The following is a 25,460-nucleotide window of genomic DNA, read 5'->3' as shown; positions in this document are numbered from 1 at the left end:
GACCGGTTGCGGAAAGCGGTTCAGTCGGCCTGTTCTGCACCACGTTCGGCATCGACGCGGACTTCACCCGAAGCACGCTGCATCCGCCGCACGATCGCGGCCAGTTCGCCGATATGCGCGGTCACCGCCTGCTTGCCCGCACGCGCCCATGCGTCGAACGACGTCATCCCGCTCACCGCGCCGACAAACGGCACGCCGGCCCGCTCGGCCGCCTGCGCGTCCACCGCATGGTCGCCCACGTAGATCGCCGAAGCGGCCGGCAAGCCAAGCCGCGCCAGCGCCAGCTCGAGCCCTTCCGGATCCGGCTTGTGACGCTGCACGTCTTCTCCGCCGATCAGCACGTCGACCAGCGACTGCAATCCGTTCAGCGCGAGGATTGCGTCGATCCGGTAACGAAACTTCGACGAAACGATCGCGACCGCGAGACCCTGCTCGCGCAGACGCGCGAGCAGCGGCGGGACTTCGGGATAGATGCGCGTGCCGTGCACCATGATCTCGTCGGCGCGCGCCACGAAGTGCCGCGCGAACGCGTCGGCCCGCGCCGGGTCGGTTTCGCCTGTCGCCGAACGGAACATCTCGTGCAGCGGCAGCCCGATCACGGCGCCGATCTGCGCAGGCGTCGCGCCGGCGACGCCAAGCTGGTGCAACGCGTATTCCGTGCACTCGATGATCGCGGCGGACGAATCCGCCAGCGTCAGATCGAAGTCGAATATGACGGCCCGAACAGGCATGAAAGGTCTCCTCAAACAAGAAAGGCCCGCGCGCACGTGCAGACCGTTTCACAGCATGGGCAAAGAGGTCAGCGAACAGTTGCATATCGAGGTGCAGACGTCAGTACGGCAGCACGTGCGGAACACCACGCGGACACCTCCAGCGCATGTTGTCAAAATAATGCACGACGTATACAGTTGCATTTAGTGCACTAAATGGCATTACCTCCCGAGCAATTTGACATCTACGGCAGGCCTGACGTCCTGCGAAGCCTTCGATGTTCAAGGCTCACCACTGAAACGCTATCGCACATCATCATGAATGCAAGCCAACTCTTTCAACAAGCAACTGAAATCGTCAGCAATTGCGCCTTCTGTTTTGTATCTTCGAACGACGCGTCCGGTCAGATCAACTCCAGGGTCGTCGAGGTGCTGGAGATCGGGCAGGACCTCACGATTCGTTTCATGACCGATTCGAGAACGCGCAAGGCGCTGGAGATTCGCCAGGGGCAGGCGATCAGTCTGTCCTTCCTCAGCATGGCTGACCGAGGATACGTGACGATCGGGACCATCCCGACAGTCTCCGCGGAAACTGCGCTGAAGCAACGCATCTGGAAAGAATCACTGCGCACCTGGTTCCCGAACGGGCCGGACGATCCTTATGTGGTGACCATTACCTGTGAGCCCGCCTGGGTTGAACTGTGGTCGCGCATGCGGGGGATTGCGCCTGATCCGGTGGGTCTCAACTCGGTTCGGCTGATTCGGAAGGATGGCGACTGGCACGCCCGGAATACGTTCCCGGCCGATGGCGAACCGTTGCATCCTTGACCGCCCTCTCGACGCGGCAAGCCGAGCGTCGATCGTTGCCCTGTGATGGCAAGTCTTGTTCGCCGGCATTCGATGCGGTCGAGACTTGTCACGACTTCGCCTTTTATGCACGATACGCAATATTGCTCATCGTGCAAATCATGAGGGATCGTATGACGAGCAATGGCAAGGAACCCGTCGTCGTGATCGGCGCAGGCTTGGCCGGCCTGGCTGCCGCGCTGACGCTGGCACGCAATGACAGACCTGTCGTCGTACTGGAGGCCTCGGACGAGGCCGGCGGTTGCTGTTCCACCACGACGGCCAACGGGTTCACCTTCAACAACGGCGCGATGTATGTCGCGGTGCCCTCGCTCATTCGCGCGTCGTTCCGGCGCCTTGGTCTCGACTTCGATCGCGAGGTTCCGATGGTGGCCATCGAACGGCCTCACGTTACGCATCTGGAGAATAGAACGGCCGTTCATCTGTCCAGTGCCGGCACGTCATATGTGGAAGGCGACAGGGAGGCTTCACGGACACAGCAACTGCGTGACGGCCTTGGCAGGCTCCAACAGCAATGGGGCCCCGTCTACCGGATGCTGGTTGATGACGTTCTGCCGCAGGAGCCTTCGCTTCTGCGGACGTTAAGCAAACTGTGGCGTTACCTGCCCCGCATGAATGGGCAGGTCAGCCGCCTGATCGCGTCGCACTTCGCTGATGCAGACCTGCAGGCGGCTGTTGCATCGACACTGCTCTACACCGGGCAACCGCCCGATCGCCTTCCGGCAACGCAGATCATTGGCTTGCTGGCCATGCTGGAAGAGGGATTCCATTTGCCTCGCGCAGGCATGGGCGCCATCAGCTCCGCCATGGCGCGCGAACTGGCCAGGAGGTCGGTGCCGATCAGGTTCGGTGCCCATGTACGCGAAATCCTCGTAGAGAACGGGGCCGCCCGGGGCATCGCGCTTGCCGACGGCGAGCGCATCTCGACCGATTGCGTCGTGGCGACGTGTTCAGGTTTCGAAGTGGTCCGCCACCTGTTGCCCGCCCACGCCGTACCTCGACGGCTAGCGCACAAGGCCCGCGTGGCGCCGCTCTCGCATCGCGCGATTTCAATCCAGATCGGCTGCACCGGCGCCGCGCTGCCACGCGCCTTCATTACCAATCATGTTCCCCCGATGCCGCAACAGGCGGCCATGCATGAATTGACGCCCGGCGCTCCTCGCTGGCTCGCCTACACCTGTCCGTCACAGGTGCTGCCGGGTCTTGCGCCAAATGGCAAGGCAGTATTGGAACTGTATGCGCCAGCAACGGGAATCCATTCCGCATCGGGATGGACGAGCGCGATGACGCAGGCCGCGGTCGGCGACTATCTCAACGCGATACAGGCCCATCTTCCCGGCGTTTGCTTCGAAAACATCCGTGTATCGGATCCGCAGGATTTCGCGCGCGGACGGCATCTATACGAGGGGGCGCTCTACGGCATTGCGCCAGGCACCACGCCTGACAAGTTCTTTCCGCATCGGACTGGGCTGCGCGGTCTCTATCTCGGAGGACAAACTACGTTCCCGGGGTATGGCGTACCCACGGCGATTCTCTCCGGCGCCCAGGCCGCGGAAGCGGCAGTACGGGACATACGCGGGCATGTGCGAGTGAGCCTTGCATGACTTCGGGCAGGTCGATCCAGTGAAGCGGAAGGCTTGAGCGGTATTTGCATCCTGGCGATTTCAAACGATCCGGGAAATTCGGTGACGGCCCCGGCGTCGCATGAAGCTGCTGTATCGTAACGGCTTCCGATATTCCCGGGTGTGATGTGTCAGATGACTCCGCTCTTTCGCGATCCAGCCTTCTATCAGTTGCTTGCCGACAGCCATGCTCAACTGCTCGGTCGTCCGCTCGTGCCGGCAACCGTTCCCGAGAATGACGCAACCGAGTGGCTCTATGAGTGCGCCCCGTTCGCAGTGCTTGCACACAACACCGACCCTGATCCGCTCTTTATCTACGCCAACAAGGCCGCGCAGCGCCGATTCGGATATAGCTGGGATGAAATCACCCGACTTCCATCCCGGCTCTCTGCCGAAGCGCCGAATCGCGAGGAACGGCAGCAATTCCTCGCACGCGTACAGCGGCTTGGTTACGAGACCGGATACAAAGGCGTTCGCATCACGAAATCCGGCCAGCGCTTCATGATCGAGGAAGCAACACTGTGGCAACTTCTCGACACGGACGGCAGATTGCACGGCCAGGCAGTCGTCATTCCCCGTACAAGTGACATCTGATTGCATCACCGGCGGTCCGCACGACACAACGCAAAGCCGGTATTGATTGCGCCCCCAACCGGAAAAGGAGCACCTGCGACAAGCGTGCGTGCAGCGCCGGACCACCCGGCGCATCGTGAGCGATGGTTAGCTCTGGCCCCATAGCATGCGCCGGTCGGCCTCCCGCGGCGACAGCGGATCGCCTCGGTCGACAGCTATCAACCCCATAGCCAGCAGTGCTTTCAAACATATCGTCAAATCCCGATATATGATTCGCCCATCGACGATACCCGTCTGCCCGACCGAAACACCCGCTCCATCCATGCCGACCGAAATCGACATCGACGCAATCCTGAAAGCGCTCTCGAACCCCGTACGCCGGGAAATCCTCGTCTGGCTGAAAACGCCGGGCGAGCATTTTCCGGCGCAGACGCTGCCGTACGAACACGGCGTCTGCGCGGGCCAGATCGACGCGCGCTGCGGGCTGTCGCAGTCGACCGTTTCCGCGCACCTCGCGACGTTGGAACGCGCGGGGCTCGTGACGTCGACGCGGATCGGCCAGTGGGCGTTCTTCCGGCGCAACGAGGCCGTCATCGACGCATTTCACGACGCTTTGCGCCGCGATCTCTAGCCAACCGGCCGTATCGGCCATGCGGGCCTGCGTTGCGCATGACGCGACGGCGCGCCCGCCTTTCGTGAAGAGGTTATCTGCCATGCCCACGTTGTTCGATCCCGTTACCCTCGGCGACCTGACCCTGCCGAACCGCATCGTGATGGCGCCGCTCACCCGCTCCCGTGCGGGCGCGACGCGCGTGCCGAACGCACTGATGGCCCGCTATTACGCCGAACGCGCGTCGGCCGGCCTGATCATTACCGAGGCGACCTCGGTCACGCCGCAGGGTGTCGGCTACGCGGACACGCCCGGCATCTGGTCCGACGAGCAGGTCGAGGGCTGGAAGCAGGTGACGCAGGCCGTGCACGCGGCCGGCGGGCGCATCGTGCTGCAACTCTGGCACGTCGGCCGGATCTCCGATCCGGTATTCCTGGACGGCGACCTGCCGGTTGCGCCGAGCGCGATCGCCGCGGGCGGCCACGTGAGCCTCGTGCGTCCGCAGCGTCCGTACGTGACGCCGCGCGCGCTCGAACTCGACGAGATCCCGGGCATCGTCGCCGCGTACCGCAAGGGTGCCGAAAACGCGAAGGCGGCCGGCTTCGACGGCGTCGAGATCCACGGCGCGAACGGCTACCTGCTCGACCAGTTCCTGCAGGACAGCACCAATCGCCGCACCGATGCCTACGGCGGCCCGATCGAGAACCGCGCGCGCCTGCTGCTCGAAGTGGTCGACGCGGCGGTCGACGTGTGGGGCGCCGGCCGTGTCGGCGTGCACCTCGCGCCGCGCGGCGACGCGCACACGATGGGCGATTCCGATCCGGCGGCGACGTTCGGCTATGTCGCGCGCGAACTCGGCCGCCGCAAGATCGCGTTCATCTTCACGCGCGAATCGTATTCGGGCGACCACTTGAGCCCGCGCCTGAAGGAAGCGTTCGGCGGCCCGCTGATCGCGAACGAGCAGTTCACGCTCGATTCCGCGCAGGCCGCACTCGAGAGCGGCAGCGCCGACGCGATCGCATGGGGCAAGCTGTTCATCGCGAACCCCGACCTGCCGCGCCGCCTCGAACTCGGCGCGCCGCTGAACAAGCCGGTGCCGGAGACGTTCTACGCGGAAGGCGAAACGGGCTATACCGACTACCCGGCGCTGAGCGACGCGGCCTGACGGCCGGGCAGCACGTGTTCAGGCGCGCACGTCCGCGCGCATGAACACGCGCTGTGTCTCGTCGAGCCCGCGCGCGACGTGATGCGCGCGGATCGCGCGCAGCGTGTCGTCGAGCGATGCGTCGTCGATGATCCGGAAACCGAGGCGCGCGTAGTACGGCGCATTCCACGGTGCATCGCGGAACGTCGACAGCACGACCTGCGCGATACCCTGCTGCGCCGCGCGCGCCGCCACCTGTTCGATCAGACGCGCGCCGATCCGCTGTCCGGCATGCGACGGCGCGACATCCAGCTCCTCCAGATACAACCGCTGCGCATCGAGCAGCCGGTAGAACGCAAACCCGACGCACGCACCCTGCGAGTCGACCGCGACAACCGCGCGGCCATCGTCGATACGCGCAAGCACGTCGGCCGTATCGGTCGGCTCTGCGTCCGCAATGTCGGTCATGCCGATCTCGCGAAACCGCTGCGCGGCGGCGACTTCCACGGCGGCCATTGCGGCCGCGTCTTCCCGCTTGGCGGGACGGATCTGGATCGATGCGGACATGAAGGCAATTCAGGCAGGTAGTCTGGAACGGCCGTCACTATAATCGAAACTTCATACGTTTCGAACGCCCCACACACGAGGTCCGTCGCGCGGCCGCAATGGCCGGTGCGGCAGTGGCGATCGCGACGCGCTGAGCGGCGCGCCAACCGCTTCACCCTTCGCAAGCGCGCGCAAGTCAACGCCCGACCTGCCACGTTGCGCCCCCTTTCCAATGTCTTGCAAGCTATTCCTATACTTTCTCTAACCGCAGCGCCCAACGACGTTGTCGGCATTCGGATCTCACCCCGATAAAGAAAGAAACGAGCGACGGAGCACATCGGCCCGTATGGCCGCTTCGCCGCTGCGCGACAGAATCCGGAGGGACAGATGGGACATTCTGCATCCGCCGCGTCGGAGGCCGACCGGCTCGGCATGCCCGACCCTCACAAGCCGGCCCTCCCGGCGCTGGCGCTGGCCACACTCGGCGTCGTCTACGGCGACATCGGCACGAGCCCGCTCTACACGCTGTCGACCGTGTTCGATCCGGTCAACGGCCTGGCGCTCAACGCATTCAATATCGTCGGGATCGTGTCGTTGATCTTCTGGTCGCTGATGGTGGTCGTCTCGCTCAAGTACGTGATGCTGATCCTGCGAGCGAACAACCATGGCGAAGGCGGCATCATGGCGCTGCTTGCGCTCGCCGCGTCGTCGGTCACGACGCGTCCGCGGCTGCGCCGCACGCTGCTCGTCGTCGGTGTGATGGGCGCCGCACTCTTTTTCGGCGACAGCGTGATCACGCCGGCAATCTCGGTACTGAGCGCCGTCGAGGGCCTCGAGGTCGTGGCGCCGGTGCTGAAAACCTACGTGATTCCGGTCACCTTGGCGGCGCTCGTCGCGCTCTTCATCATGCAGAAGCATGGCACGAGCGGGATTGGCGCCGTGTTCGGGCCGGTGATGGTGGCATGGTTCGTCGTGATCGGCATCGCGGGCCTCGTCAATATCGCCGACGCACCGGCCATTCTGGCCGCGCTCGATCCGCTGCGCGGCCTCGGCTTCTGCCTGCATCACCGCTGGCTCGCGTTCGTCGCGCTCGGCGCCGTCGTGCTGTCGTTGACGGGAGCCGAGGCACTGTATGCGGACATGGGCCATTTCGGCAAACGGCCGATTCGCGTCACATGGTTCGGCGTCGTGTTCCCCGCACTCGCGCTCAATTACCTCGGCCAGGGTGCGCTGCTGCTCGCCAATCCCGGCGCGCTGCAGAACCCGTTCTATCGGCTCTTTACGCAATGGGCGATCCTGCCGATGATCGTGCTTGCGACGATCTCGACGGTCGTCGCATCGCAGGCCGTGATCTCCGGCACCTACTCGATGACGAAACAGGCGATGCAGCTCGGCTTCCTGCCGCGGATGAACATCGTCTACACGTCGGGCGAGGAAATGGGCCAGATCTACGTGCCCGGCATCAACTGGACACTGCTCGCCGCGGTGGTCGCGGCGGTGCTCGGCTTCGGCTCGTCCACCGCGCTTGGCTCCGCATACGGCATCGCCGTCACCGGCACGATGCTGATCACGACGTTCCTCACGTTCTTCGTCGTCCGCTACGCATGGCATTACAACTGGCTGCTCTGCGTGTTCGCGACCGCGTTCTTCTTCATGATCGACGCGATGTTCTTGTCCGCGAACCTGCTGAAGATCGTCGAGGGCGGCTGGTTCCCGCTCGCGATCGGCACGGTGGCGTTCACGATCATGGCGACCTGGGGCCGCGGTTGGGAAATGTTGCTTGCCGAAGCACGCGTGCGCGCCGGCACGACGCCGCTCAAGCCCTACCTGGCGTCGCTGCTCGCGCGCTCGCCGGCTCGTGTGGGCGGCACCGCGATTTTCCTGACGCCGACTCCCGAGGCGGTACCGCATGCGCTGGTCAACAACCTGATCCATAACCGGGTGTTGCATGAACGCGTGGTGTTCGTGACGGTGATCACCGCGGAGGTACCTTGGGTGCCCGACAGCGAGCGCATGCGGGTGCAGCTGCTCTGCCCCGGCTGTCATCAGGTAACGGTCACGTACGGATTCAAGGACGAAGTCGATCTGCCGAAGGCGCTCGGCGAGAGCAAGGCGGCGGGTCTCAAGTTCGAACCCGCGGAGACATCGTGGTTCCTGAGCCGCGCGTCGGTCGTGCCGACGCCAGGCCACGGGATGGCGCTATGGCGCGAACGCCTGTTCGCGGTGATGCTGCACAACGTCGGCAATATCGCCGCATTCTTCAAGTTGCCGGCCAACCGCGTGATCGAGGTCGGCGCACGGGTCGAGATCTAGCACGGCTCGCGCACTGGAATGCGGATATCGCGAATCGCAACCGCTTCCGGCGCGAACGCGCTACACGACCAGACACCCTTGCGTCGATTACGAAGTCCCGATCAGCACGTCTGCAGGGATATGCAACCCAGCATGCAGCTTGCGGATCATGGCAAGGCTCAGTGCCCGTCGGCCAGCCAGCACCTCGTACACGCGATTGCTGTTTCCAATGTACGGCTGCATGTCAGGAACCGACAGCTCTGCCTGCTCCATTCGAAACTTGATCGCATCGATCGGATTCGGTGCTTTCAACGGGAAGTGCTCGCTTTCGTAGCGCTCGATCAGGATCGCCAGAATCTCCAGTTCGTCGCCATCCTGCGTGCCAGGCGCCGGATCGGCATCGACAAGCGCGGACACTGCCTTCAAAGCGGCATCGTAATCGGCCTCGGTTCGGATCGGGTGAATGTTCATTTCGTTACTCCATGTCTACGGTTGCTGCATCCACCTTGTCGTATTCCGCATGCGTGCCGACAAACTTCACGTACACCACGCCGATCTGGTAGGCCACCGCAACGATCAGCCGAAAGTCGTTGCCCTTGATGTTGAAGACCACACGATTCCGACCGACGAAGCTGGCGCTAGCGTACTGATCCTTGATGTGCTGCGGGGCCTTCCAATCGGCCTTCGACGCTTCCGCGTGCCACGCGAGCAATGCCTGCTCGGCCTGCAGACAACCGCGCATCATTCCGCGCATGCGCACCAGTCGCCCGATTATTCGTTATGAAGTGTGGCGAACATATCAGATCGCAGGCAGAACTCTCGCAGTGCCGCGACACGGAACTCGTTCCAGCACCACTGCACCGCGCTCAATAATGTGCGTTGTGACGTGCAGCGGATATTGACCGATGCATCGGCGATTGGGTCACGGCAGAGCGAGGTCGGTAAAGGCGCCTCTGTACACGGCTGCAGATTTTCGTCACGATACGCCGCATCGTGATGGCGACCTGCCAACGCCCTGCTCCGGGAACCATACACAATGAAAACCTGGCTATCGGCTATCCTGCTCTGTCTGTCCGCAACGGTCGCGCATGCGGCCGGCGTCAAGTTCGTCCGGATCCCGGCCGACGCCGCCGGCCCCGAACTGAAGGCCATCGTATGGACGCCCTGCGCGGACACCGCGCAGGCATTCACAGTCGGCCCTTACGAGCTGAAAGGGAAGCGCGATTGCCCGACCGCCGGCGACAAGCTGCCGCTCGTCGTGATCTCGCACGGCCACGGCGGCACGTTCCTCGACCACCACGATCTCCCGGAAACGCTCGCCGACGCGGGCTTCGTGGTCGCGGCGATCAATCATCCGGGCGACACGTTCTCCGACATGAGCCGCGCGGCCGACATTCAAGAGTTCGTCGAACGCCCCGTCGACATCAAGCGCCTGGTCGACTACATGCTGGGCAATGCATCCGACGCCGCTCGAATCGATCCCGCACGGATCGGCTTCTTCGGTTTTTCGCGCGGCGGCTATACCGGTCTGGTGCTGGCCGGCGGCAATCCGGATTACGTGCATGCGCAGGTCGCGTGCACAGACCCGACCTTGCTGATCTGCCGGCAGATTCGCGACCGCGAACTTGTCCTCCCGCCGCCGACGCACGACCCGCGCATCAAGGCCTACGTGCTGGCCGATCCGCTCGACGAATTCCCGACCGCCGACACGGTGAAGGACGTTCATGCCCCGATCCAGCTCTGGGCGTCGGAGGATGGCGGCGACGGCGTCGAGCCGGCCACCCTCCCCGCGCTGGCCGGCCTGTTGCCGCAGCGGCCGGAATTCCACGTCGTTCGGCATGCCGCACATTTCGCGTTCGTCGCACCCTGCTCCGACGCATTGAAACAAAAGGTGCCGCGCGTGTGCGTCGACGCCGGTGAATTCGATCGCGTCGCCTTTCACCAGGCATTCGACGCCAAAGCGCTCGCGTTCTTCAGCGCGAAGCTCCGCTAACAGCGAAACGCCTTGCGCCAGACGCCCCGCGCCGGCGCATGGTCGTTGCACTCGATCAGCGCGCGCACCAACGCCCAATCGTCGTCGTCGCAGAAATCGAGCAGCATCGCGCCGCACGGGCCGCGCTGCTCGCGCAATCGTTCGGCCAGCCGCGCATGAATGCCCTGCACCCGGCCGTCGCCATGCGCGACCGTCGACGGATTCGCGCCCATCCCGGTCCCGCTGCAGAAATTGATTGCCCAGCGGCCGCTTTCCGGCGACGGCAGATGCGTCAGCAGCGTGTCGATCGCGCGCCACTTCCAGCCGATCGACGCGGCGATGGGCACGCGGTATTCGTCCTGGATCACGAACGCGCCGTCGGGATGATCGATCGTGAACGTCGCATTGTCGGGCCACGCGGTCAGGTCGATGCCGAGCGGCCGGCCGCTGCGAAAGCGCCGCAGCAGCACGACCGCGCCGCGCACGTCGCCGAGCGCGGGCAGCGTGCCACCGGCATGCCAGCGCAGCCGCGGGTGCCGCGCACGATGCGCGTCGAACGTCGCATCGAAACTGCGCGTGCACGCGTGCGCCGGCCATTCGTCCTTCACCGACATCACGATGCATTCGCGCGGATGCGCATCGAGAAAACGCGTACAGGTTGCCAGCACATCGTCGAACGTCATGCCGAGCGCGATGCCGCCGTGATGGATGTCGAACGCATCGCGCACGTGCCGGCAACGGATGTCGAGCAGCCGCACACCGTGCGCGAGCTGCGCGTCGAGCGGTGCACGCTGCGTGCGCACGAGCCGATCGTCGACCGTATACGCACAGGTGTCATGGCTGCCCGGTAGGGTCAGCGTATGCAGCAGCCGCGCATCGTCGAGCGCCGACATCCAGTCGGCGAGCGGCATGCACGTTTCGTGGCTCGAAGGGATCATGAATCGATGAATGACAAGGAAAGAAAACCGTGGGTGACGGCGTCGGATGTCGCGGCGCGGGCCGGTGTATCGCGCTCCGCGGTGTCGCGCGCGTTCTCGCCGACGGCGAGCATCGCGCCGCAAACGCGCGAACGCGTGATGGTCGCCGCGCGTGCGCTCGGCTACCAGGTCAACCTGATCGCGCGCGACATGATCACGCAGCGCAGCAGCATGATCGGCGTCGTGACGGCCGGCTTCGAGAATCCGTTTCGCGCGCGGCTGCTGACGGACCTGATGGCCGCGCTCGGGCAGCGCGCGCTCACGCCGCTCGTGACCAATGCGGAAGACCCGCGCCAGGTCCGGCAATCGCTCGAGCAACTGCTCAGCTACCGGATCGCAGGCCTCGTGATGACGTCCGCGTCGCCGCCGCTGTCGGTGGCGCAGCAGTATCTCGAACACCGGATCCCCGTCGTGATGATCAACCGCGACGCGAACCTGCCGGGCGCGGATGTCGTCGTCAGCGACAACGCGGCGGGCGCCGTCCATGCGGCGCAGCGGCTCGTGCGGGCCGGCGCGCGCCGGCTCGCGTTCGTCGGGCCGCGCGGTGCGAGCTACAGCGCGCAGTCGCGCGCCGCCGCGTTCGAGCAGGCGATCGGGCACGGCGACGCATTCGACGCGACGCTCGCGCGGGTGCTCGACACGCCATCCGACACCCATGCATGCGGGATCGACGCCGCGCGGCAACTGTTCGCGGCCGGCGAGCGGCCCGACGGCGTGTTCTGTTCGTCCGACCTGCTCGCGCTCGGCGTGATCGACGTCGCGCGCAGCGAATTCGGCTTGCGCGTGCCGGACGACCTGCGCGTGATCGGCTTCGACGACATCCCGGCCGCCGAATACGACGCCTATCGGCTGACGACGCTCCGGCAGGACACGCGCGGCCTCGCGCGCGCGGCGATCGACCTGCTCGCCGACCGGATGCAGACGTTCGACGGCCCGTCGCGCACGCGCGTCGTGCCGGTCACGCAGGTGGTGCGGCATAGCTGCGCATGACACGGTGAAATCGGGCGCGGCATTGCCGCGCGTCACTTCAACCCGCCCGCGAACCCCCGCAACAGGTAGCGCTGCACATAACCGGCCACGGCCAGCGTGGGCAGCGACGCCATCAAGCCTGCGCTCATCAGGTCGCCCCAATCGATCCCGTTCTCCGTCACATAGCCGGCGATCGCGAGCGGCAGCGTGAAGCGGCTCGGCGTCGACACGAACAGCAGCGCGATCAGGAACTCGTTCCATGCGGCGATGAACACGAAGATCGCGGTCGCGATCAGCCCCGGCGCGCACAGCGGCAGCACGATCTGCACGAGTCGCCGCGCGAGTCCCGCGCCGTCGATGCAGGCCGCCTCCTCGTATTCGACTGGCACGTCGCGCACGAACGCGAGCAGCATCCAGATCGCCATCGGCAACGCATAGATTTGATACGCGAGCATCAGGCCGAGCGTCGAATCGAGCAGGTGCAGCCGCTTCGCGAGCGCGAACAACGGCACCGCGATCGTGATCGGCGGCATCAGCTTCAACGCCAGCACGAGCACCAGGAACAGCAGGTCGAGCCGCGCCGGGAACCGCAGCCGCACGAGCGCATACGCGGCCGGAAACGCGAGCGCCAGCGCCAGCAGCGTCGTGCCGAATCCGACCAGCAGCGAATTGAAGAGCGGCGCGCCGATGCCGTTGGACCACACCGACGCAAAATGCTCGAAGGTCGGCGCGGCCGGCCAGATCCGCAACGGATGATCGAGGCGTTCGAGCGTCGGCATGAAAGCCGCGCCGGCCATCCACAGGCACGGCAGCAGCAACAGCGCGAGCGCGGCGACGCGCAGCGCCCACGGCATCGCGCGACCGAATGCGGCGCCCGTTCGCGCGTGCGTGATGCCTGCAGGGCGCGCCGTCATGCGCGCCGCTTGCGAACCGTTTGCCATACATACCCCGAAACCAGCACCGCGGACGCCGCGAGCATCAGCACCGACGCGGCACTCGCCGGCCCGACGTTGAAGAAGCGGAAGCCCGTGTCGTAGATATAGGTCGACAGCGTCTGCGTCGCGTTGCCGGGGCCGCCGCCCGTCAGCGCATAGACCTTGTCGAACAGCTTGAACGTGTCGATCGAGCGCAGCAGCAGCGCGAGACCGATCTGCGGCGCCGCGAGCGGCAGCGTGATGTCGCGCAGGCACTGCCACTCGCTCGCGCCGTCGGTGCGCGCGGCTTCGTACAGTTCGCCGGGAATCGACTGCAGCCCGGCCAGCACGATCAGGAACGCCATCGGCGTCCACTGCCATATGTCGACGAGCGCGAGCGACCACAGCGCGAGATGCGGATCGGACAACCAGCGCACGCCTTCGATGCCGAACGCCGCGAGCAGCGCGTTCAGGAAGCCGTCGAAGTTGAGCCAGTTGCGCCAGATCGCCGAGCACACGAGCGTGGACAGCATCATCGGCAGGATCGCGAGCGGCAGCGCGATGCGCCGCCCCGGAAACGCGCGCACGAACAGCAGCGCGAGGCCGAAACCGAGCGCGACCTCGGCGAGCGACGCCACGATCGTGAAGCGCAGCGTGTTGCCGAAGCCGGCCGTGAACGCGTCGTCGCCGAGCACCGCGCGATAGTTCGCGAGCCCCGCGAACGCACGGCGGCCGGCCGCGTAGTCGACCCGGCAGAACGAATCGATCAGCACCTGCGCGACCGGATACAGCGCGAGCGCGGCGAGCACCAGCAGCGCCGGACCGAGCAGCGCGACGAACGGCAGGCTGCGGCCGAAGGTTTTCATGCGCGGTGTCCGGGCGATGTATCGAAGCGGGCCGTCACTTGCCGGCCGCAGCCATCGCCTGCGCGATCTTCTGCTGCGCCTGGCGCAGCGCGGCATCGGGCGCCGACTGCCCGGTCAGCGCGAGCTGGAGCTGGTCGCCGAGAATGCTCTCGACCTGCTGCCAGTCCTTCACGCGCGGCCGCGCACGGCCGGCCTCGAGCGCCTTCAACTGATCGGGATACCAGCGATACTGGCGCACCAGCGCCGGATCGGCGAACACGCTGCGGCGGGTCGGCGGAATGCCGATTCCGGCGAGGCGCGTCTGCGTGTCGCGCGAGCTCAGGTACGCCAGGAAGTCCTGCGCGAGCTTCGCGTGCGGCGCGTCCTTCGGAATGCCCATCTGCCAGATGCCGAGCATCGGCGCCGGGCCGGCGGTCTGCCCGGGCGGCGGCTGCAGCGCGATCTGCCCGACCACGCGCGACTGCTTCGGATCGTCGAGCGCCGGCACCCACGCGGGCCACACTTCGATCGACTGCGCAGCCGTGCCGCGCTGCAGCGCATCGCGCACTTCCGCCGCGCCGTACACGTCGACGTCCTTCGGCGCGGACGCCTTCAGCGCGAGGAACGTCTTCAGTGCGGCCTGCGCCTCGCGCGAATCGATCGTCACGTTGCCGGCATGGTCGAACACGTCGCCGCCGTACGCCCACAGGATCGGCAGGAAGCCCGTCACGACCGGGTTGCCCTTCGTGCCGCGAAACACCACGCCCGACACGCTCTTGTCCGCGCCGCCGACGGTCTGCGCGATCTTCAGCACGTCGTCCCAGTTGCGCGGCGGCTGCAGCTTGTATTTCGCGAGCAGGTCCTTGCGGTACGCGAACATCTCGACGTTGCCGACGATCGGCAGCGCATACAGCGCGCCGGCCGCGTTGCGGCCGAGTGCGACGGCGGACGGCACGAGATCGGCGTCCGCAAGCGACGCCGGCAGCGGCTTCAGCCAGCCGTTGCCGATGAATTCGGGCGCCCACGTGTCGTCCATCATCACGAGGTCGTACGCACCGGTGCCTTCGCGCATCGACAGCTTGAGCTTCTGGTACAGGTTCGCGTTCGGCAGCTTGAGCAGTTCGATCTCGGTGCCCGGGTGCAGTTTGTTGAAGCCGGCGACGGCGTCGGCCAGCCCCTTGCCGTAGATGTCGTCGCGGCCTGCGATGACGAGATCCGCGGCAACGGCGTGCGTGGCGGCGAAGGACAGCGCAAGGGCGGCGGACAGCGCGCGCAGGCGGCTCAGCAAGGTCATGAGGTCTCTCTCGTTCGGCGTGGTGGCGGGACGGCCAGGCGTTGCACACGTGTGCAACACGAGTGACGCTTCCGGCCGCCTGAAGCGAACGCCATTGTTCACGCCGATCGTTAAGAATTTATGGCACGCGACGGAAGAGACAGCCGCCGTGCCCTGCCGCCCCGCCCGCCTGACCGCCCCGGCGCCGCCTTCCCGGCCGGACCTTCCCGGCCAGACCTTCCCGGCCGGGTCAGAAGTTCACGCGGATCCCGGCCATCACCGCCAGTTGCCGGCTCGAGTTGCTGTTCGCGAGCACCGGAATCTGCGCGTAGTTCACCGCGCTGCCGTTCGCGTCGGTCCCGAGCCCCGTGCCGCTCGCGATCTGGCCGATCGCGACCGCATACAGCGCCGTGCGCTTCGACAGGCTGTAGTTCGTGCCGACGTTCACCTGGTGGAAACGCGTCGTGCCGCGCCCGTCGGTATGTGCGGCGTTGAAGATGTACGCGACGCCGCCCTGCAGCGCGGGCGTGAACATGTACGTGACGTTCAGCTCGCCGATGTCGAACGTGAACGCCTGCGTGCGCGGCTGCGCGGTGGTCGAGAAATAGCGGCTGTCGCCGAGGTGCGTATGCGTGTACGTGAGCGCGACCGTCGCCGCGCCGAGCGTCACCGAGCCGCCCGCGCCGAACGCGCGCATCGAGCCGGCGTCCTGCAGCAGGCAGTACATCGCGCCCGGGTTGCTGCACGCGAAATCGCCGATATAGCCGCTCGCGCCGCCGAGCGCCGCGTCGAGCGGCTGGTGCAGGTCAAGATAGCCGACCGAGAACGCCACCGGCGCGCGCGCGTACGTCGCGGCCACCGCATAACCGCGCTTCGCGGAAAAGTCGCCGGCCTGCCCGCCGAAGCTGAACGTGCCGCCGAACGTGAGGCCGTTGAAATCGGCGCTGGTGAACTTCACCGCGTTGTTGAAGTTGAACGCGGCGTTCAGGTTGTCGACGTCGCCGAGATGCGAGCCGTACGGCGTCGCCCAGTTGTTGCTCGACACATACGCGCCGAGCATGTCGGTGTACGAATCGTATTGGCGGCCGAGGCCGAGCGTGCCGATCCCGTCCTGGCGCAGCCCGACCCACGCCTGCCGGCTGAATGCGGTGCCGCCCTGCAGCGCCTGCCCGTTCGCGGACAGGAACTGCTGCTCGAGCGTGAACACCGCGTCGAGCCCGCCGCCTAGCGGCTCGGCGCCCTGGAACCCGAAGCGGGATGGCACGAGGTTGCCGCCGCCCATCTGCCACGCATGGCCGCCGCCCGTGCTGCCGTCGGCACGCGTGAACTGCTGGTTCGTCGAGTAGATGATGCCGGTGTCCACGGTGCCGTACAGCGTCACGCTGCCCGAGGTCTGCGCGTGCGCGTGCATGCAACCCAGCGTAGCCGCGGCGGCGGCCAGTCGTCGTCCGATCGTCATGTCCCGTCCTCTGGTGTCGTCGATTCGCAGTGCAAATCGATGATGTTGTCGATATGAGTGACGGGACTCTATCCAGCGAAAATTCAGGACCTCTATCGCAAATCGGCAAACGGTGGATCGCGCCGCCTGCGACGGTGCCCGACGGCGCCGTCGCGGTGCGCGTGCGTCAGTCGGGACGCGTCGTCTGGGAAGGCAGTTCGCCGAACAGGTCGCGATACTCGCGCGCGAAATAGCCGAGATGCGTAAACCCCCAGCTCGCGGCGGCCTCGCCGACGCCGAGCTGCTGCACCGACGTCGTGCGCAGCATGCGCCGCACCGCGTTCAGCCGGATCGTGCGCAGATAACCGACCGGCGTGACGTCGGCGACGCGTTGAAAGCTGGTTTGCAGCGTGCGGCGGCTGCAGCGCAGCGCGCGGCACAGTTCGAGCACGGTGACGGGTTCTTCGGGCCGGTCGCGCAGATGCTTCTCGCAGCGGCTCACGATGTCGCTGTAGGTGGCATGCGTGATGTCGCGGCGCTCGACGCCGATGCCCTGTTCGAGCGCATCGAGGAACATGCCGAGCATCGCGTCGCGGAACATCTTGCGGGTGGCCGCGTATTCGAGGTGGCCCGGGTCGCGCTGCGCATCGTCGATCAGCGACGACAGCCGCACGCCGAGCGCGACACCCTGCGCATCGGACAGCCGCGTCACGTGCCGCAGCTTGCGCGCGCCGGCCGTGCCGAATTCGGCCTCGCACAGCTCGTCGACCATGTCGGACGCCGCGCTGATCCCGACGAGCCCCATCCCTTCCGGCGTGTGGAATTCGAAATCCTCGCCCGCGCGCAGCGCGAGCAGCGCGTAGCCGTCGACCGGCTGGCCCTGGAACGTGCCCGCCAGCGGCACGGACAGCGGCACCGCGAGCGACGTGCGCCCGGCCGGTGCGAGCCCGGTTTGCGCGACGCGCCGGTTGGTCGTTTCGCGGAAGAAGTGGAAATCGTCGTACAGCACCTGCGTGACCGTGCCCCTGAAGCGGCCCGGCGTCATCTGGCGGTAGACCTGATGCCAGCCCGCAATCGCGAGCCCGTGGTCGTGCACGTCTTCGTGCGAGCGTGACTGGAACAACATCGGCGCCTCCGGTGAAACCCTGATTCCTGGGCGCGGCCGCCGGCGCGGCGCGCAACGCCACACTTTACCCGCGCAAAATCCCGTGCAGTGCGGTTTCGAACGCAAGACAGGCCGCCGACAGCGCGGCGGCCTGCTCGCCGGTCAGCCGGACGTAGCGGCGAAACGACGGCATCCGGTTCACGACCTCGCTGCCGCCGAACGGCACGATCGCGAGCGTCCAGCGGCCGTCGCGCGCGTCGATCGCGCAGTCGGTCAGGTGCAGCAGCCGCAGCGCGTCGGCCAGCGACGGCTCGGCGACCAGCGCAGCCACCGTGTCGACGAACCCGGGGTCGCATCCCGGCGCGGGCACTGCATCGATGCCGGTGCGACGCAGCCAGCCGGTTTGCCGCACGCGGGCGCGGCCCTCGGCGGCCGGGCCGCGTACGGTCGCCGACACCGTCACGCTGACCGTATGCATCAGGAACTGGCCTTCGACGCGCTCTTCGACGCTCACGCGCACGCCGTTCGGCAGCCGCGCCGTCGGACTGCCGGCACCGTCGGCGTCGCGCGCGGCATGCAGGTCGGCGAGCACGCGTGCGGCGATCGCGCCGGGCCGATGGCCGGGTGGCGGCGCATCGGGCGCCGCGCGCCACCGGGCAAGTGCGGCCTTCACGATGCGACGTGCTCGTTGCGCAGCACTTCCTCGACCGGCACCGGCCTGAACGGATGCCGGCGCTGCACGACGAGCGTCCAGAACAGCGCATACAGCGCAGTGAGCCCGAGCATCGCGCCGAACGGCACGTAGATGTCGCGCGCGTTCATGCCGGGCGGCGTGATGTACCAGATCGCGAGCACGATGCCGACGCTCGACACGATCTGCGGCAGCGGGAACAGCGGCGAACGGTACGGGCGCGGCAGGTCCGGGCGGCGGATGCGCAGCATCACGACCGACGCGGTGACGAGCAGGTACGCGGTGCCCCACGCGCAGGTCGCGGCGAGCACCAGGTGCAGGATGCTGTCGAGATTGCCGTTGATCAGCCACGCATGGAAGATCGGCACGACGGCCGCCGCGACGATGCCGACCACCGGCGTCTTGAAGCGCGGATGCAGGTACGCGAAGCAGCGCGGCAGCGCGCCGTCGATCGCCATCCCGTACAGGATGCGCGGCAGCCCGGCCATCAGCGTGTTGATCGTCGCGGCGCCCGCGAACAGGAACGCGACGCCGAACCAGATGCGGCCGAACGGGCCGAGCACCTGCAGCGCGAACGCGGGAATCGCGCCCGGCGTGTCGAGCAGGTGCGTGAGGCCGTCGGGGCTCACGGGCACGTTCGCGACCTGGCGGCGGATCGCCGCGCCGTACAGGAACATGCAGATCGCGACGCCGACGAGGCCGATCGTCATCGCACGTGGAATCGTGCGGCCGGGCTCCTTCATTTCCGGTGCGAGCGGCGTGACGAACTCGCAACCGACGAACATGAACATCGCCATCCCGACCAGCGACAGCACGGCCGGCACCGACGTGCCGACTTCCGAGCCGCCGAACCAGCCGTCGAGGTGCACGGCCGGCGCGGCCGCGAGCCCGAGGATCCCGAAGATCATCAGCGACAGCCACATGCCGGCCGTCAGCACGATCTCGAGCTTGCTGAACACCTTGATGCCGATGATGTTGGTGATCGCGAACGTGATCACGAGGCCGACGCCGACGAGCCAGGAGCTGTTGTGCTTCTCGAACGCGGCGTTCAGCGATTCGAAGTTGACGAGCGCCATGATGCCGCTCAGGATCGTCTCGGCCGTGCCGGCGAACACGTGCACGAGGAAATACGCGGAGATCGTGCCGGTGATGGCCCAGAAGCGGCCCAGCCCGCACGACAGGTAATCGTAAACCGAGCCGGCCGTCGGCAGCATCGCGGCAGCTTCCGAGAAGGTGGTCGCCTGCGCCTGCATCATCACGAACGCGATGATCATCGCGACCGCGAACGCCCAGCCGCCCATCCCGAAGCCCGACGTCGCGGTGAGGATCACCGGGCTTGCCATGATGAGGCCGACGGCGCTCGCCAGCGCGGTCGGAAAACCGACCGCGCCTGCCTTCAGCGCCGTGCCGCCCGCTTCGGCCGGCGTGCCGGCGGACGACTCGCCCGCGGCGCCGGTAACTCCTGACCATCCCGACATCTTAGTCTCCTTCCCTTGTTGACCTGAACCCGCGCTACGGCGCCCGGGCCCGCTGTCGATCACACGTTGATCCGATGTCGAAAAAATACGCAGGCAAAATAATCCGGTCATAGCGCAAATCGGCAAACCGGCGGCGGCGGCCACGCCGCACGCCGCCGGTTAGCGGTCACGCACTCACGCCGTCATGCCATTAAGCGAACGGCACGGCCTCGAAGCCCGCCGCGAGCGCGTCGACGATCCGGTCGAGCTGTTCGCGCTGGATCACGAGCGGCGGCGACAGGATGATCTTCGTGCCGACCGGCCGCACCAGCACGCCGTTCTCGCGCGCGACTTCCGCGACCGCGTTCGCATAGCCGGACAGCGGGTCGATCGGCTCGCGCGTCTCCTTGTTCGCGACGAGGTCGAGCGCGAGCATCAGCCCCTTGCCGCGCACCTCGCCGACCGCCGCGAAGCGTTCCGCGAACGGCTGCAGCGCTTCGAGCAGATACGCACCCTGCTTCGCCGCATTCGCCGGCAGGTCTTCCTTCACGACGATGTCGAGGCTCGCGATCGCGGCCGCGCACGCGACCGGGTGGCCCGCATACGTGTAGCCGTGCATGATCGCGCCGCCGAAGTCCGCATTCGCGGCGAACGCGTCCTCGATCCGCGCGTTCACGACCGTCGCGCCGAGCGGCACGTAACCCGACGAGATCCCCTTCGCGAGACACATGATGTCCGGGCGCACGCCCCAGCCGCGGCTGCCGAACAGGCTGCCGCTGCGGCCGAAGCCCGTCACGACTTCGTCGGCGATCAGCAGCACGCCGTAGCGGTCGCACACCTCGCGCACGAGCGGCCAGTAGTTGGCCGGCGGCACGATCACGCCGCCCGCGCCCTGGATCGGCTCCGCGATGAACGCGGCGACCGTGTCGGGGCTCTGGAACAGGATCTCGCGCTCGAGCATTTCCGCGCAGATCCGACCGAGTTCCTCCGGATCCTGCGTGAACGGGTTGCGGTACAGCCACGGCGTCTCGACGTGGAAGCAGCCGGGCAGGTTCGGCTCGTAGTTGCGGCGAAACACCGTGTTGCCGTTCACCGACGCGCCGCCGAAGTGCGTGCCGTGATAACCCTGCTTCAGCGAGATGAATTTCGTGCGATCGGCCTGGCCGCGCACCTTCCAGTACTGGCGCGCGATCTTCAGTGCGGTCTCGATCGAGTCGGAACCGCCCGAGCTGTACAGCACGCGGCGCATCCCTTCCGGTTCGAGCATGTCGATCACCTTCTTCGACAACTCTTCCGCGCGCGGATGCGAGATCCCGTCGAACAGCTGGAAGTATTCGAGCTCGTCGAGCTGGCGCACGATCGCGTCCTTCACTTCCTCGCGGTTGTGGCCGACGTTCACATTCCACAGGCCCGCGACGCCGTCGACGAGCTTTCGCCCCTCTTCGTCGAACACGTAGCAACCGTCGCCGCGCACGATGCGGATCGGCTTGCGCTGCTTCATTTCGTTCGGGTGCACCATCGGATGCCAGAATTTCGCTTCGTTGTAGCTCATTGCAGTCTCCACTGTCGGATCGTTTGAACTTGGGTCGTTCGGGGTCGAGGTTCGAGGTTCGCGCCGCGCGTCAGTGCGCGATGCAGACGGATTTGGTTTCGGTGAAGCCTTCGATCGCGTACTGGCCGAACTCGCGGCCGATGCCCGATTGCTTGTAGCCGCCGAACGGCATCGACGGGTCGAGCGGGATATGGCAGTTCACCCACACGGTGCCGGCCTCGATCTGCGGCACGAGGTTCATCACACGCTTCAGGTCGTTGCTCCAGATGCTCGCGGCGAGGCCGTACGGCGACGCGTTCGCGAGGCGCACGGCGTCGGCCGCGTCGTCGAACGGCACGACGACGATCACCGGGCCGAACACCTCGTCGCGCACGATCGCGCTGTCCGGATGCGGATCGGCGATCACGGCCGGTTTCACGAAATAGCCGGGCAAGTCGCCGGCCGGCGTGCCGCCCGCGAGGAACGTGAGGCCGGCGCGACGCGCGCCCTCGATGTGCTGGACGACCTTGTCGCGATGGTGAGCGGAGACGAGCGGGTTGATCTGCGCGGTCGTGTCGAGGCCCGCGCCGAGCTTCATCGACTGCGCGACGTCCGCGAGGCCGTCCGCGAGCTGCGCGAACTTGCTGCGATGCACGTAGATGCGCGATGCGGCCGCGCACACCTGCCCCTGGTTGAAGAACGCGCCGGCGGCGACGCCGTCGAGCGCCTGCGCGACGTCGATGTCGTCGAGCATCACGATCGGGTTCTTGCCGCCGAGCTCGAGCGAGAAGCGCGTCATGTTCTGCACGGCCGCCGCACCGACCAGCTTGCCGGTCGCGGTCGAGCCGGTGAACGAGATCTTCGCGACCGACGGATGGCTCGCGAGCGCGGCGCCGCACGTGCGGCCGCCGGTGACGACGTTGAACGCGCCGGGCGGCACGCCGGCTTCGCGCGCGAGCTCGGCGAGGCGCAGCGCGGTGAGCGGCGTTTCCGGCGACGGCTTCAGCACGATCGTGCAGCCGGCCGCGAGCGCGGGAATCAGCTTCCACACCGCGATCATCAGCGGGAAATTCCACGGCACGATCGCGGCGACCACGCCGACGGGTTCCTTGCGCGTATAGGCCGTATAGCGCGTGCCGGGCGGGAACGGGATCGACACGTCGAGCGTCTGGCCGGTGATCTTGGTCGCCCAGCCGGCCATGTAGCGCACGTATTCGACGCTCGCGCCGACCTCGATCGCGCGCGACACGTGGATCGACTTGCCCTGGTTCAGCGTTTCGAGCTGCGCGAGCGTTTCGGCGTCGCGTTCGATCAGGTCGGCGAGTTTCAGCAGGATGCGTTCGCGGTCGGCCGGACGCAGGCCGCTCCACACGCGCGTGTCGAACGCGTGCTTCGCGCTGGCGACCGCGCGGTCGACGTCGTGCTCGTCGGCGTCCGCGACCGTTGCGAGCCGCTCGCCTGTCGCGGGGTCGTACACGTCGAGCCGAGCAGCCGCGTGAGCGGGCTGCATGTCACCGTCGATGAAGAGGCCGAAATCGCGCGCAACGAAGGTGCGCACGGTGTCGCTGACGGCGACGAAGTTCGTGTTGCTCATGGGCGTCTCGATGATTGTCGTGGCTGGACCGCGTGCGCGTGGGCACGCGGGCGTCGGACCACTGTATCGAGCGAGGCAGGCGCGCAGTTAGCGCAAATTGGCAGCGCGTGGTGAGTTACAGAAACAACGCGCCGACCAGTTCAGTGCGATTCGACACGCCGAGCTTGCGGTACATGCGCATCAGGTGCGTCTTGATGGTCGGTTGGCCAAGCGCGAGATCGCGCGCGATCTCCTTGTTCGAACGGCCGTCGCGCACGAGGCGCGCGATCTGTTCCTCGCGATAGGTCAGCCGTTCCTCGCAGCCGATCCGGTGAATCCCGCGCCGCGCGCGCAGCAGCGGGCTCAGCGCGGCTTCGGCGACAGGCTGCAGCCGGGCGAGCGCGTCGACCTCGCCGGGCGCGAACCGGCCCGCCGTGCTGTTCCCGGCCGCGCCTCCGCCCGCTTCATCCGTGCCGAAGCGCAGCAACGAGAACGCGCCGACCGTGCGGCCCGCGTCACGCAGCCAGATCTCGACGACGTCGGCCACGTCGTGGCGCCGCAGGAAACGGGTCCAGTACGCGGACGCCTCGCGTCTTTCGTCAGGCAATTGGGAAGCGAGCGTGACGACCGCGCATTCCCCTGCCGCGCAACGCGACGGATGCAGCGGATCGAGCATCCGGTAACGCGCGACATAGGTGCGATGCATCGACTCCGACATCCCGAACAGCTCGAAATCGGCCGGTTCGCCGCTCTGGTCGAGCCGGTAGAACACGATCGCGGACGGGCTCGCGAACGCGTCGAACGCGTCCACGCACGCGCGCAGCGCGCGTTGCCAGTCGTCGGCGGCGCACTGGTCGGCGGGAACGGATGGGGTCGGCATGGTGGAGTCGGCTGGCGGTCGAACGCGTCGAAGTTCGGGCCAGCCTACCGGCGCCTAAAAGCGCCGGTGAGCACAAATCGGCAAGTCGTCCCGGTGTGGCCGGTTCAGCCGGTGTGTCCGGTGTGGCCGGCCGGTTTGGCGGTTTGGCGGTTTGGCGGTTTGGCGGTTTGGCGGTTTGGCGGGTCGGCGGGTCGGCGGGTCGGCGGGTCGGCGGGTCGGCGGGTCGGCGGGTCGGCCCAGACGATGCGGGCGCGACGGTGCGCGCCCTCCGTCAGCGCGCGTTCGCGGCGAACGTGTCGCAGGCGCTCAGTTGGCCCGCCTCCATCCCGCGCCGCAGCCAGTACACGCGCTGGTCGCTGCTGCCGTGCGTGAAGCTTTCCGGCACGACATAACCCTGCCCTTGCTGCTGCAGCCGATCGTCGCCGATCGCGGCCGCCGCCTTCAGCCCCTGCTCGAAATCGCCGGGTTCCATCAGCCGCTGGTTCGCGTGCTGCGCGTTGTTCGCCCACACGCCGGCGAAGCAATCGGCCTGCAGTTCCATCCGCACCGACAGCGCGTTCGAGCGCGCCTGGCTCGAACGCCTGCGTGCGGCGTCGACCTTGTCGGAAATACCGAGCAGGTTCTGCACGTGATGGCCGACTTCGTGCGCGATCACGTAAGCCTGCGCGAAATCGCCGCCCGCGCCGAAACGCTTGCGCAACTCGTCGTAGAAGCCGAGATCGATATAGACCTTGCGGTCGGCCGGACAATAGAACGGCCCCATCGCCGTCTGGCCCGTGCCGCATGCGGTCGGCGTCGAGTTCGTGAACATCACGAGCTTCGGCGGCTCGTACTGCGCATGCAACTGCGTGTTGAACACGCCCGTCCACGTGCGCTCGATATTGCCGAGCACCTTGCGCGTAAACACCGAGCCCGGATCGTTCGCCGGCGCGCCCTGACGTTGCGTCGGCGCAGGCTGCGCCTGCTGCTGGCGGCCCTGCAGCGCCGATGCGCCTTCGAGCACCACGCGCGGGTCGATCCCGAAGAAATACGACGCGGCCAGCGCGACCACAATCGTGCCGATGCCGATCGTCGCGCCGCGCCCGCCGCCGAAACCGCCGGCGCCGCGGCGATCCTCGACGTTCACGCTTTCTCTTTCGTCGTCCAGCCTCATTGCCGGCCCCTCCCTGTTCTTGTCGATGGTCCGGCCGCGCCAACGCGCAACCGGAAGAAACGCCGTGGCGACACGATCCATCGGCAAACACGATGCCTGCACATCGGGCGCATGCTCGCGCCGATCTCTCCGGCCTGCTGCTCCGCACGCACGCCGGAATCGGCCGTCGACGCGCCGCGCGTCGATGCGCTCGCTCGCCCGCGCTATTTTGCCGGGCTTTCGTGACTTATCCCAAAAATGTGGAGGATAGAGCGATTCGACGCCGGACATCGTCAGCTTTTGCAAAATGGGCCACGCCTGTTCCTGCCGGGCGGATGC

24 protein-coding genes are annotated in these 25,460 nt (G+C 66.8%); 8 read left to right on the top strand and 16 right to left on the bottom strand.

Annotated features, from left to right (window positions below):
* Window positions 1–20: 20 nt before the first annotated feature.
* Window positions 21–731: an HAD family hydrolase gene (locus ABD05_RS25945; protein WP_047902856.1), complete on the bottom strand. Its 711-nt coding sequence runs from the start codon at window positions 729–731 to the stop codon at window positions 21–23.
* A 297-nt stretch (window positions 732–1,028) separates the two neighbouring features.
* Between ABD05_RS25945 and ABD05_RS25940 the strand changes: the two genes are divergently transcribed.
* From ABD05_RS25940 to ABD05_RS25920, 5 genes are all read left to right on the top strand, one after another.
* Window positions 1,029–1,538, top strand: coding sequence for a pyridoxamine 5'-phosphate oxidase family protein (locus tag ABD05_RS25940; RefSeq protein ID WP_047902855.1), 510 nt, complete (start codon window positions 1,029–1,031; stop codon window positions 1,536–1,538).
* A 131-nt stretch (window positions 1,539–1,669) separates the two neighbouring features.
* A complete protein-coding gene (locus ABD05_RS25935; RefSeq protein WP_238594187.1) occupies window positions 1,670–3,181 on the top strand; it encodes a phytoene desaturase family protein in 1,512 nt (503 codons plus the stop codon).
* A 153-nt stretch (window positions 3,182–3,334) separates the two neighbouring features.
* Complete coding sequence (locus tag ABD05_RS25930; RefSeq protein ID WP_047903810.1) at window positions 3,335–3,793, top strand: MEKHLA domain-containing protein; 459 nt, start codon at window positions 3,335–3,337, stop codon at window positions 3,791–3,793.
* A gap of 301 nt (window positions 3,794–4,094) precedes the next feature.
* Complete coding sequence (locus tag ABD05_RS25925; RefSeq protein ID WP_047902854.1) at window positions 4,095–4,403, top strand: ArsR/SmtB family transcription factor; 309 nt, start codon at window positions 4,095–4,097, stop codon at window positions 4,401–4,403.
* An 82-nt stretch (window positions 4,404–4,485) separates the two neighbouring features.
* Window positions 4,486–5,547, top strand: a complete 1,062-nt coding sequence (locus ABD05_RS25920) for an alkene reductase (protein WP_047902853.1) — start codon at window positions 4,486–4,488, stop codon at window positions 5,545–5,547.
* A gap of 18 nt (window positions 5,548–5,565) precedes the next feature.
* Here ABD05_RS25920 and ABD05_RS25915 read toward each other — a convergent pair whose 3' ends face one another.
* The gene (locus ABD05_RS25915) at window positions 5,566–6,093 is read right to left on the bottom strand and encodes a GNAT family N-acetyltransferase (protein WP_047902852.1); all 528 of its coding nucleotides are present in this window, start codon (window positions 6,091–6,093) and stop codon (window positions 5,566–5,568) included.
* A gap of 366 nt (window positions 6,094–6,459) precedes the next feature.
* Between ABD05_RS25915 and ABD05_RS25910 the strand changes: the two genes are divergently transcribed.
* A complete protein-coding gene (locus tag ABD05_RS25910) occupies window positions 6,460–8,385 on the top strand; it encodes a potassium transporter Kup (protein ID WP_047902851.1) in 1,926 nt (641 codons plus the stop codon).
* A gap of 87 nt (window positions 8,386–8,472) precedes the next feature.
* Here ABD05_RS25910 and ABD05_RS25905 read toward each other — a convergent pair whose 3' ends face one another.
* Entirely contained in the window at window positions 8,473–8,835 is a 363-nt protein-coding gene (locus ABD05_RS25905) for a helix-turn-helix domain-containing protein (RefSeq protein ID WP_047902850.1), read from the bottom strand.
* A 4-nt stretch (window positions 8,836–8,839) separates the two neighbouring features.
* Window positions 8,840–9,118, bottom strand: a complete 279-nt coding sequence (locus tag ABD05_RS25900; RefSeq protein WP_047902849.1) for a type II toxin-antitoxin system HigB family toxin — start codon at window positions 9,116–9,118, stop codon at window positions 8,840–8,842.
* A gap of 282 nt (window positions 9,119–9,400) precedes the next feature.
* Between ABD05_RS25900 and ABD05_RS25895 the strand changes: the two genes are divergently transcribed.
* On the top strand, window positions 9,401–10,357 hold the full coding sequence (locus ABD05_RS25895) for an alpha/beta hydrolase family protein (protein ID WP_047902848.1): 957 nt from the start codon (window positions 9,401–9,403) through the stop codon (window positions 10,355–10,357).
* On the opposite strand, the gene ABD05_RS25890 is transcribed toward ABD05_RS25895, so the two are convergent.
* Entirely contained in the window at window positions 10,354–11,274 is a 921-nt protein-coding gene (locus ABD05_RS25890) for a phosphatidylinositol-specific phospholipase C (protein ID WP_158361670.1), read from the bottom strand. The two genes, ABD05_RS25895 and ABD05_RS25890, sit on opposite strands and share 4 nt — an antisense overlap.
* Before the next feature lie 6 nt (window positions 11,275–11,280).
* Between ABD05_RS25890 and ABD05_RS25885 the strand changes: the two genes are divergently transcribed.
* Window positions 11,281–12,303, top strand: coding sequence for a LacI family DNA-binding transcriptional regulator (locus ABD05_RS25885; protein ID WP_047902846.1), 1,023 nt, complete (start codon window positions 11,281–11,283; stop codon window positions 12,301–12,303).
* A gap of 32 nt (window positions 12,304–12,335) precedes the next feature.
* Here the strand turns inward: ABD05_RS25885 and ABD05_RS25880 are convergent, their stop codons facing one another.
* The 11 genes from ABD05_RS25880 to ypfJ form a co-directional block, all read right to left on the bottom strand.
* Complete coding sequence (locus ABD05_RS25880) at window positions 12,336–13,196, bottom strand: carbohydrate ABC transporter permease (RefSeq protein ID WP_047903809.1); 861 nt, start codon at window positions 13,194–13,196, stop codon at window positions 12,336–12,338.
* Window positions 13,193–14,062, bottom strand: a complete 870-nt coding sequence (locus ABD05_RS25875) for a carbohydrate ABC transporter permease (protein ID WP_047902845.1) — start codon at window positions 14,060–14,062, stop codon at window positions 13,193–13,195. The genes ABD05_RS25880 and ABD05_RS25875 overlap by 4 nt, the downstream gene beginning before the upstream one ends.
* A 34-nt stretch (window positions 14,063–14,096) precedes the next feature.
* A complete protein-coding gene (locus tag ABD05_RS25870; RefSeq protein ID WP_047902844.1) occupies window positions 14,097–15,335 on the bottom strand; it encodes an ABC transporter substrate-binding protein in 1,239 nt (412 codons plus the stop codon).
* 229 nt (window positions 15,336–15,564) lie between these two features.
* Window positions 15,565–16,773, bottom strand: a complete 1,209-nt coding sequence (locus tag ABD05_RS25865) for a porin (protein ID WP_047902843.1) — start codon at window positions 16,771–16,773, stop codon at window positions 15,565–15,567.
* Between the two features lie 166 nt (window positions 16,774–16,939).
* Window positions 16,940–17,878 (bottom strand): helix-turn-helix domain-containing protein, encoded by a 939-nt coding sequence (locus ABD05_RS25860; RefSeq protein ID WP_047902842.1) that lies wholly within the window; start codon window positions 17,876–17,878, stop codon window positions 16,940–16,942.
* 64 nt (window positions 17,879–17,942) lie between these two features.
* Window positions 17,943–18,530, bottom strand: coding sequence for a DUF3156 family protein (locus ABD05_RS25855; protein WP_047902841.1), 588 nt, complete (start codon window positions 18,528–18,530; stop codon window positions 17,943–17,945).
* Window positions 18,527–20,026, bottom strand: a complete 1,500-nt coding sequence (locus ABD05_RS25850; RefSeq protein WP_047902840.1) for an APC family permease — start codon at window positions 20,024–20,026, stop codon at window positions 18,527–18,529. Before ABD05_RS25850 ends, ABD05_RS25855 begins: the two co-directional genes overlap by 4 nt.
* Window positions 20,027–20,216: 190 nt before the next feature.
* Entirely contained in the window at window positions 20,217–21,557 is a 1,341-nt protein-coding gene (locus ABD05_RS25845; RefSeq protein WP_047902839.1) for an aspartate aminotransferase family protein, read from the bottom strand.
* A gap of 70 nt (window positions 21,558–21,627) precedes the next feature.
* Window positions 21,628–23,130 carry an aldehyde dehydrogenase family protein gene (locus ABD05_RS25840; protein WP_047902838.1) on the bottom strand — a complete coding sequence of 501 codons (1,503 nt, stop codon included), beginning with the start codon at window positions 23,128–23,130 and terminating at the stop codon, window positions 21,628–21,630.
* A gap of 115 nt (window positions 23,131–23,245) precedes the next feature.
* A complete protein-coding gene (locus tag ABD05_RS25835; RefSeq protein ID WP_047902837.1) occupies window positions 23,246–23,989 on the bottom strand; it encodes a helix-turn-helix transcriptional regulator in 744 nt (247 codons plus the stop codon).
* 271 nt (window positions 23,990–24,260) lie between these two features.
* The gene (ypfJ, locus tag ABD05_RS25830) at window positions 24,261–25,142 is read right to left on the bottom strand and encodes a KPN_02809 family neutral zinc metallopeptidase (protein ID WP_047902836.1); all 882 of its coding nucleotides are present in this window, start codon (window positions 25,140–25,142) and stop codon (window positions 24,261–24,263) included.
* Between the last annotated feature and the right edge of the window lie 318 nt (window positions 25,143–25,460).

Origin of the sequence: Burkholderia pyrrocinia, assembly GCF_001028665.1 — a bacterium.
Lineage (GTDB): Bacteria > Pseudomonadota > Gammaproteobacteria > Burkholderiales > Burkholderiaceae > Burkholderia > Burkholderia pyrrocinia.
This window is presented reverse-complemented; position numbering and strand designations above follow the sequence as displayed.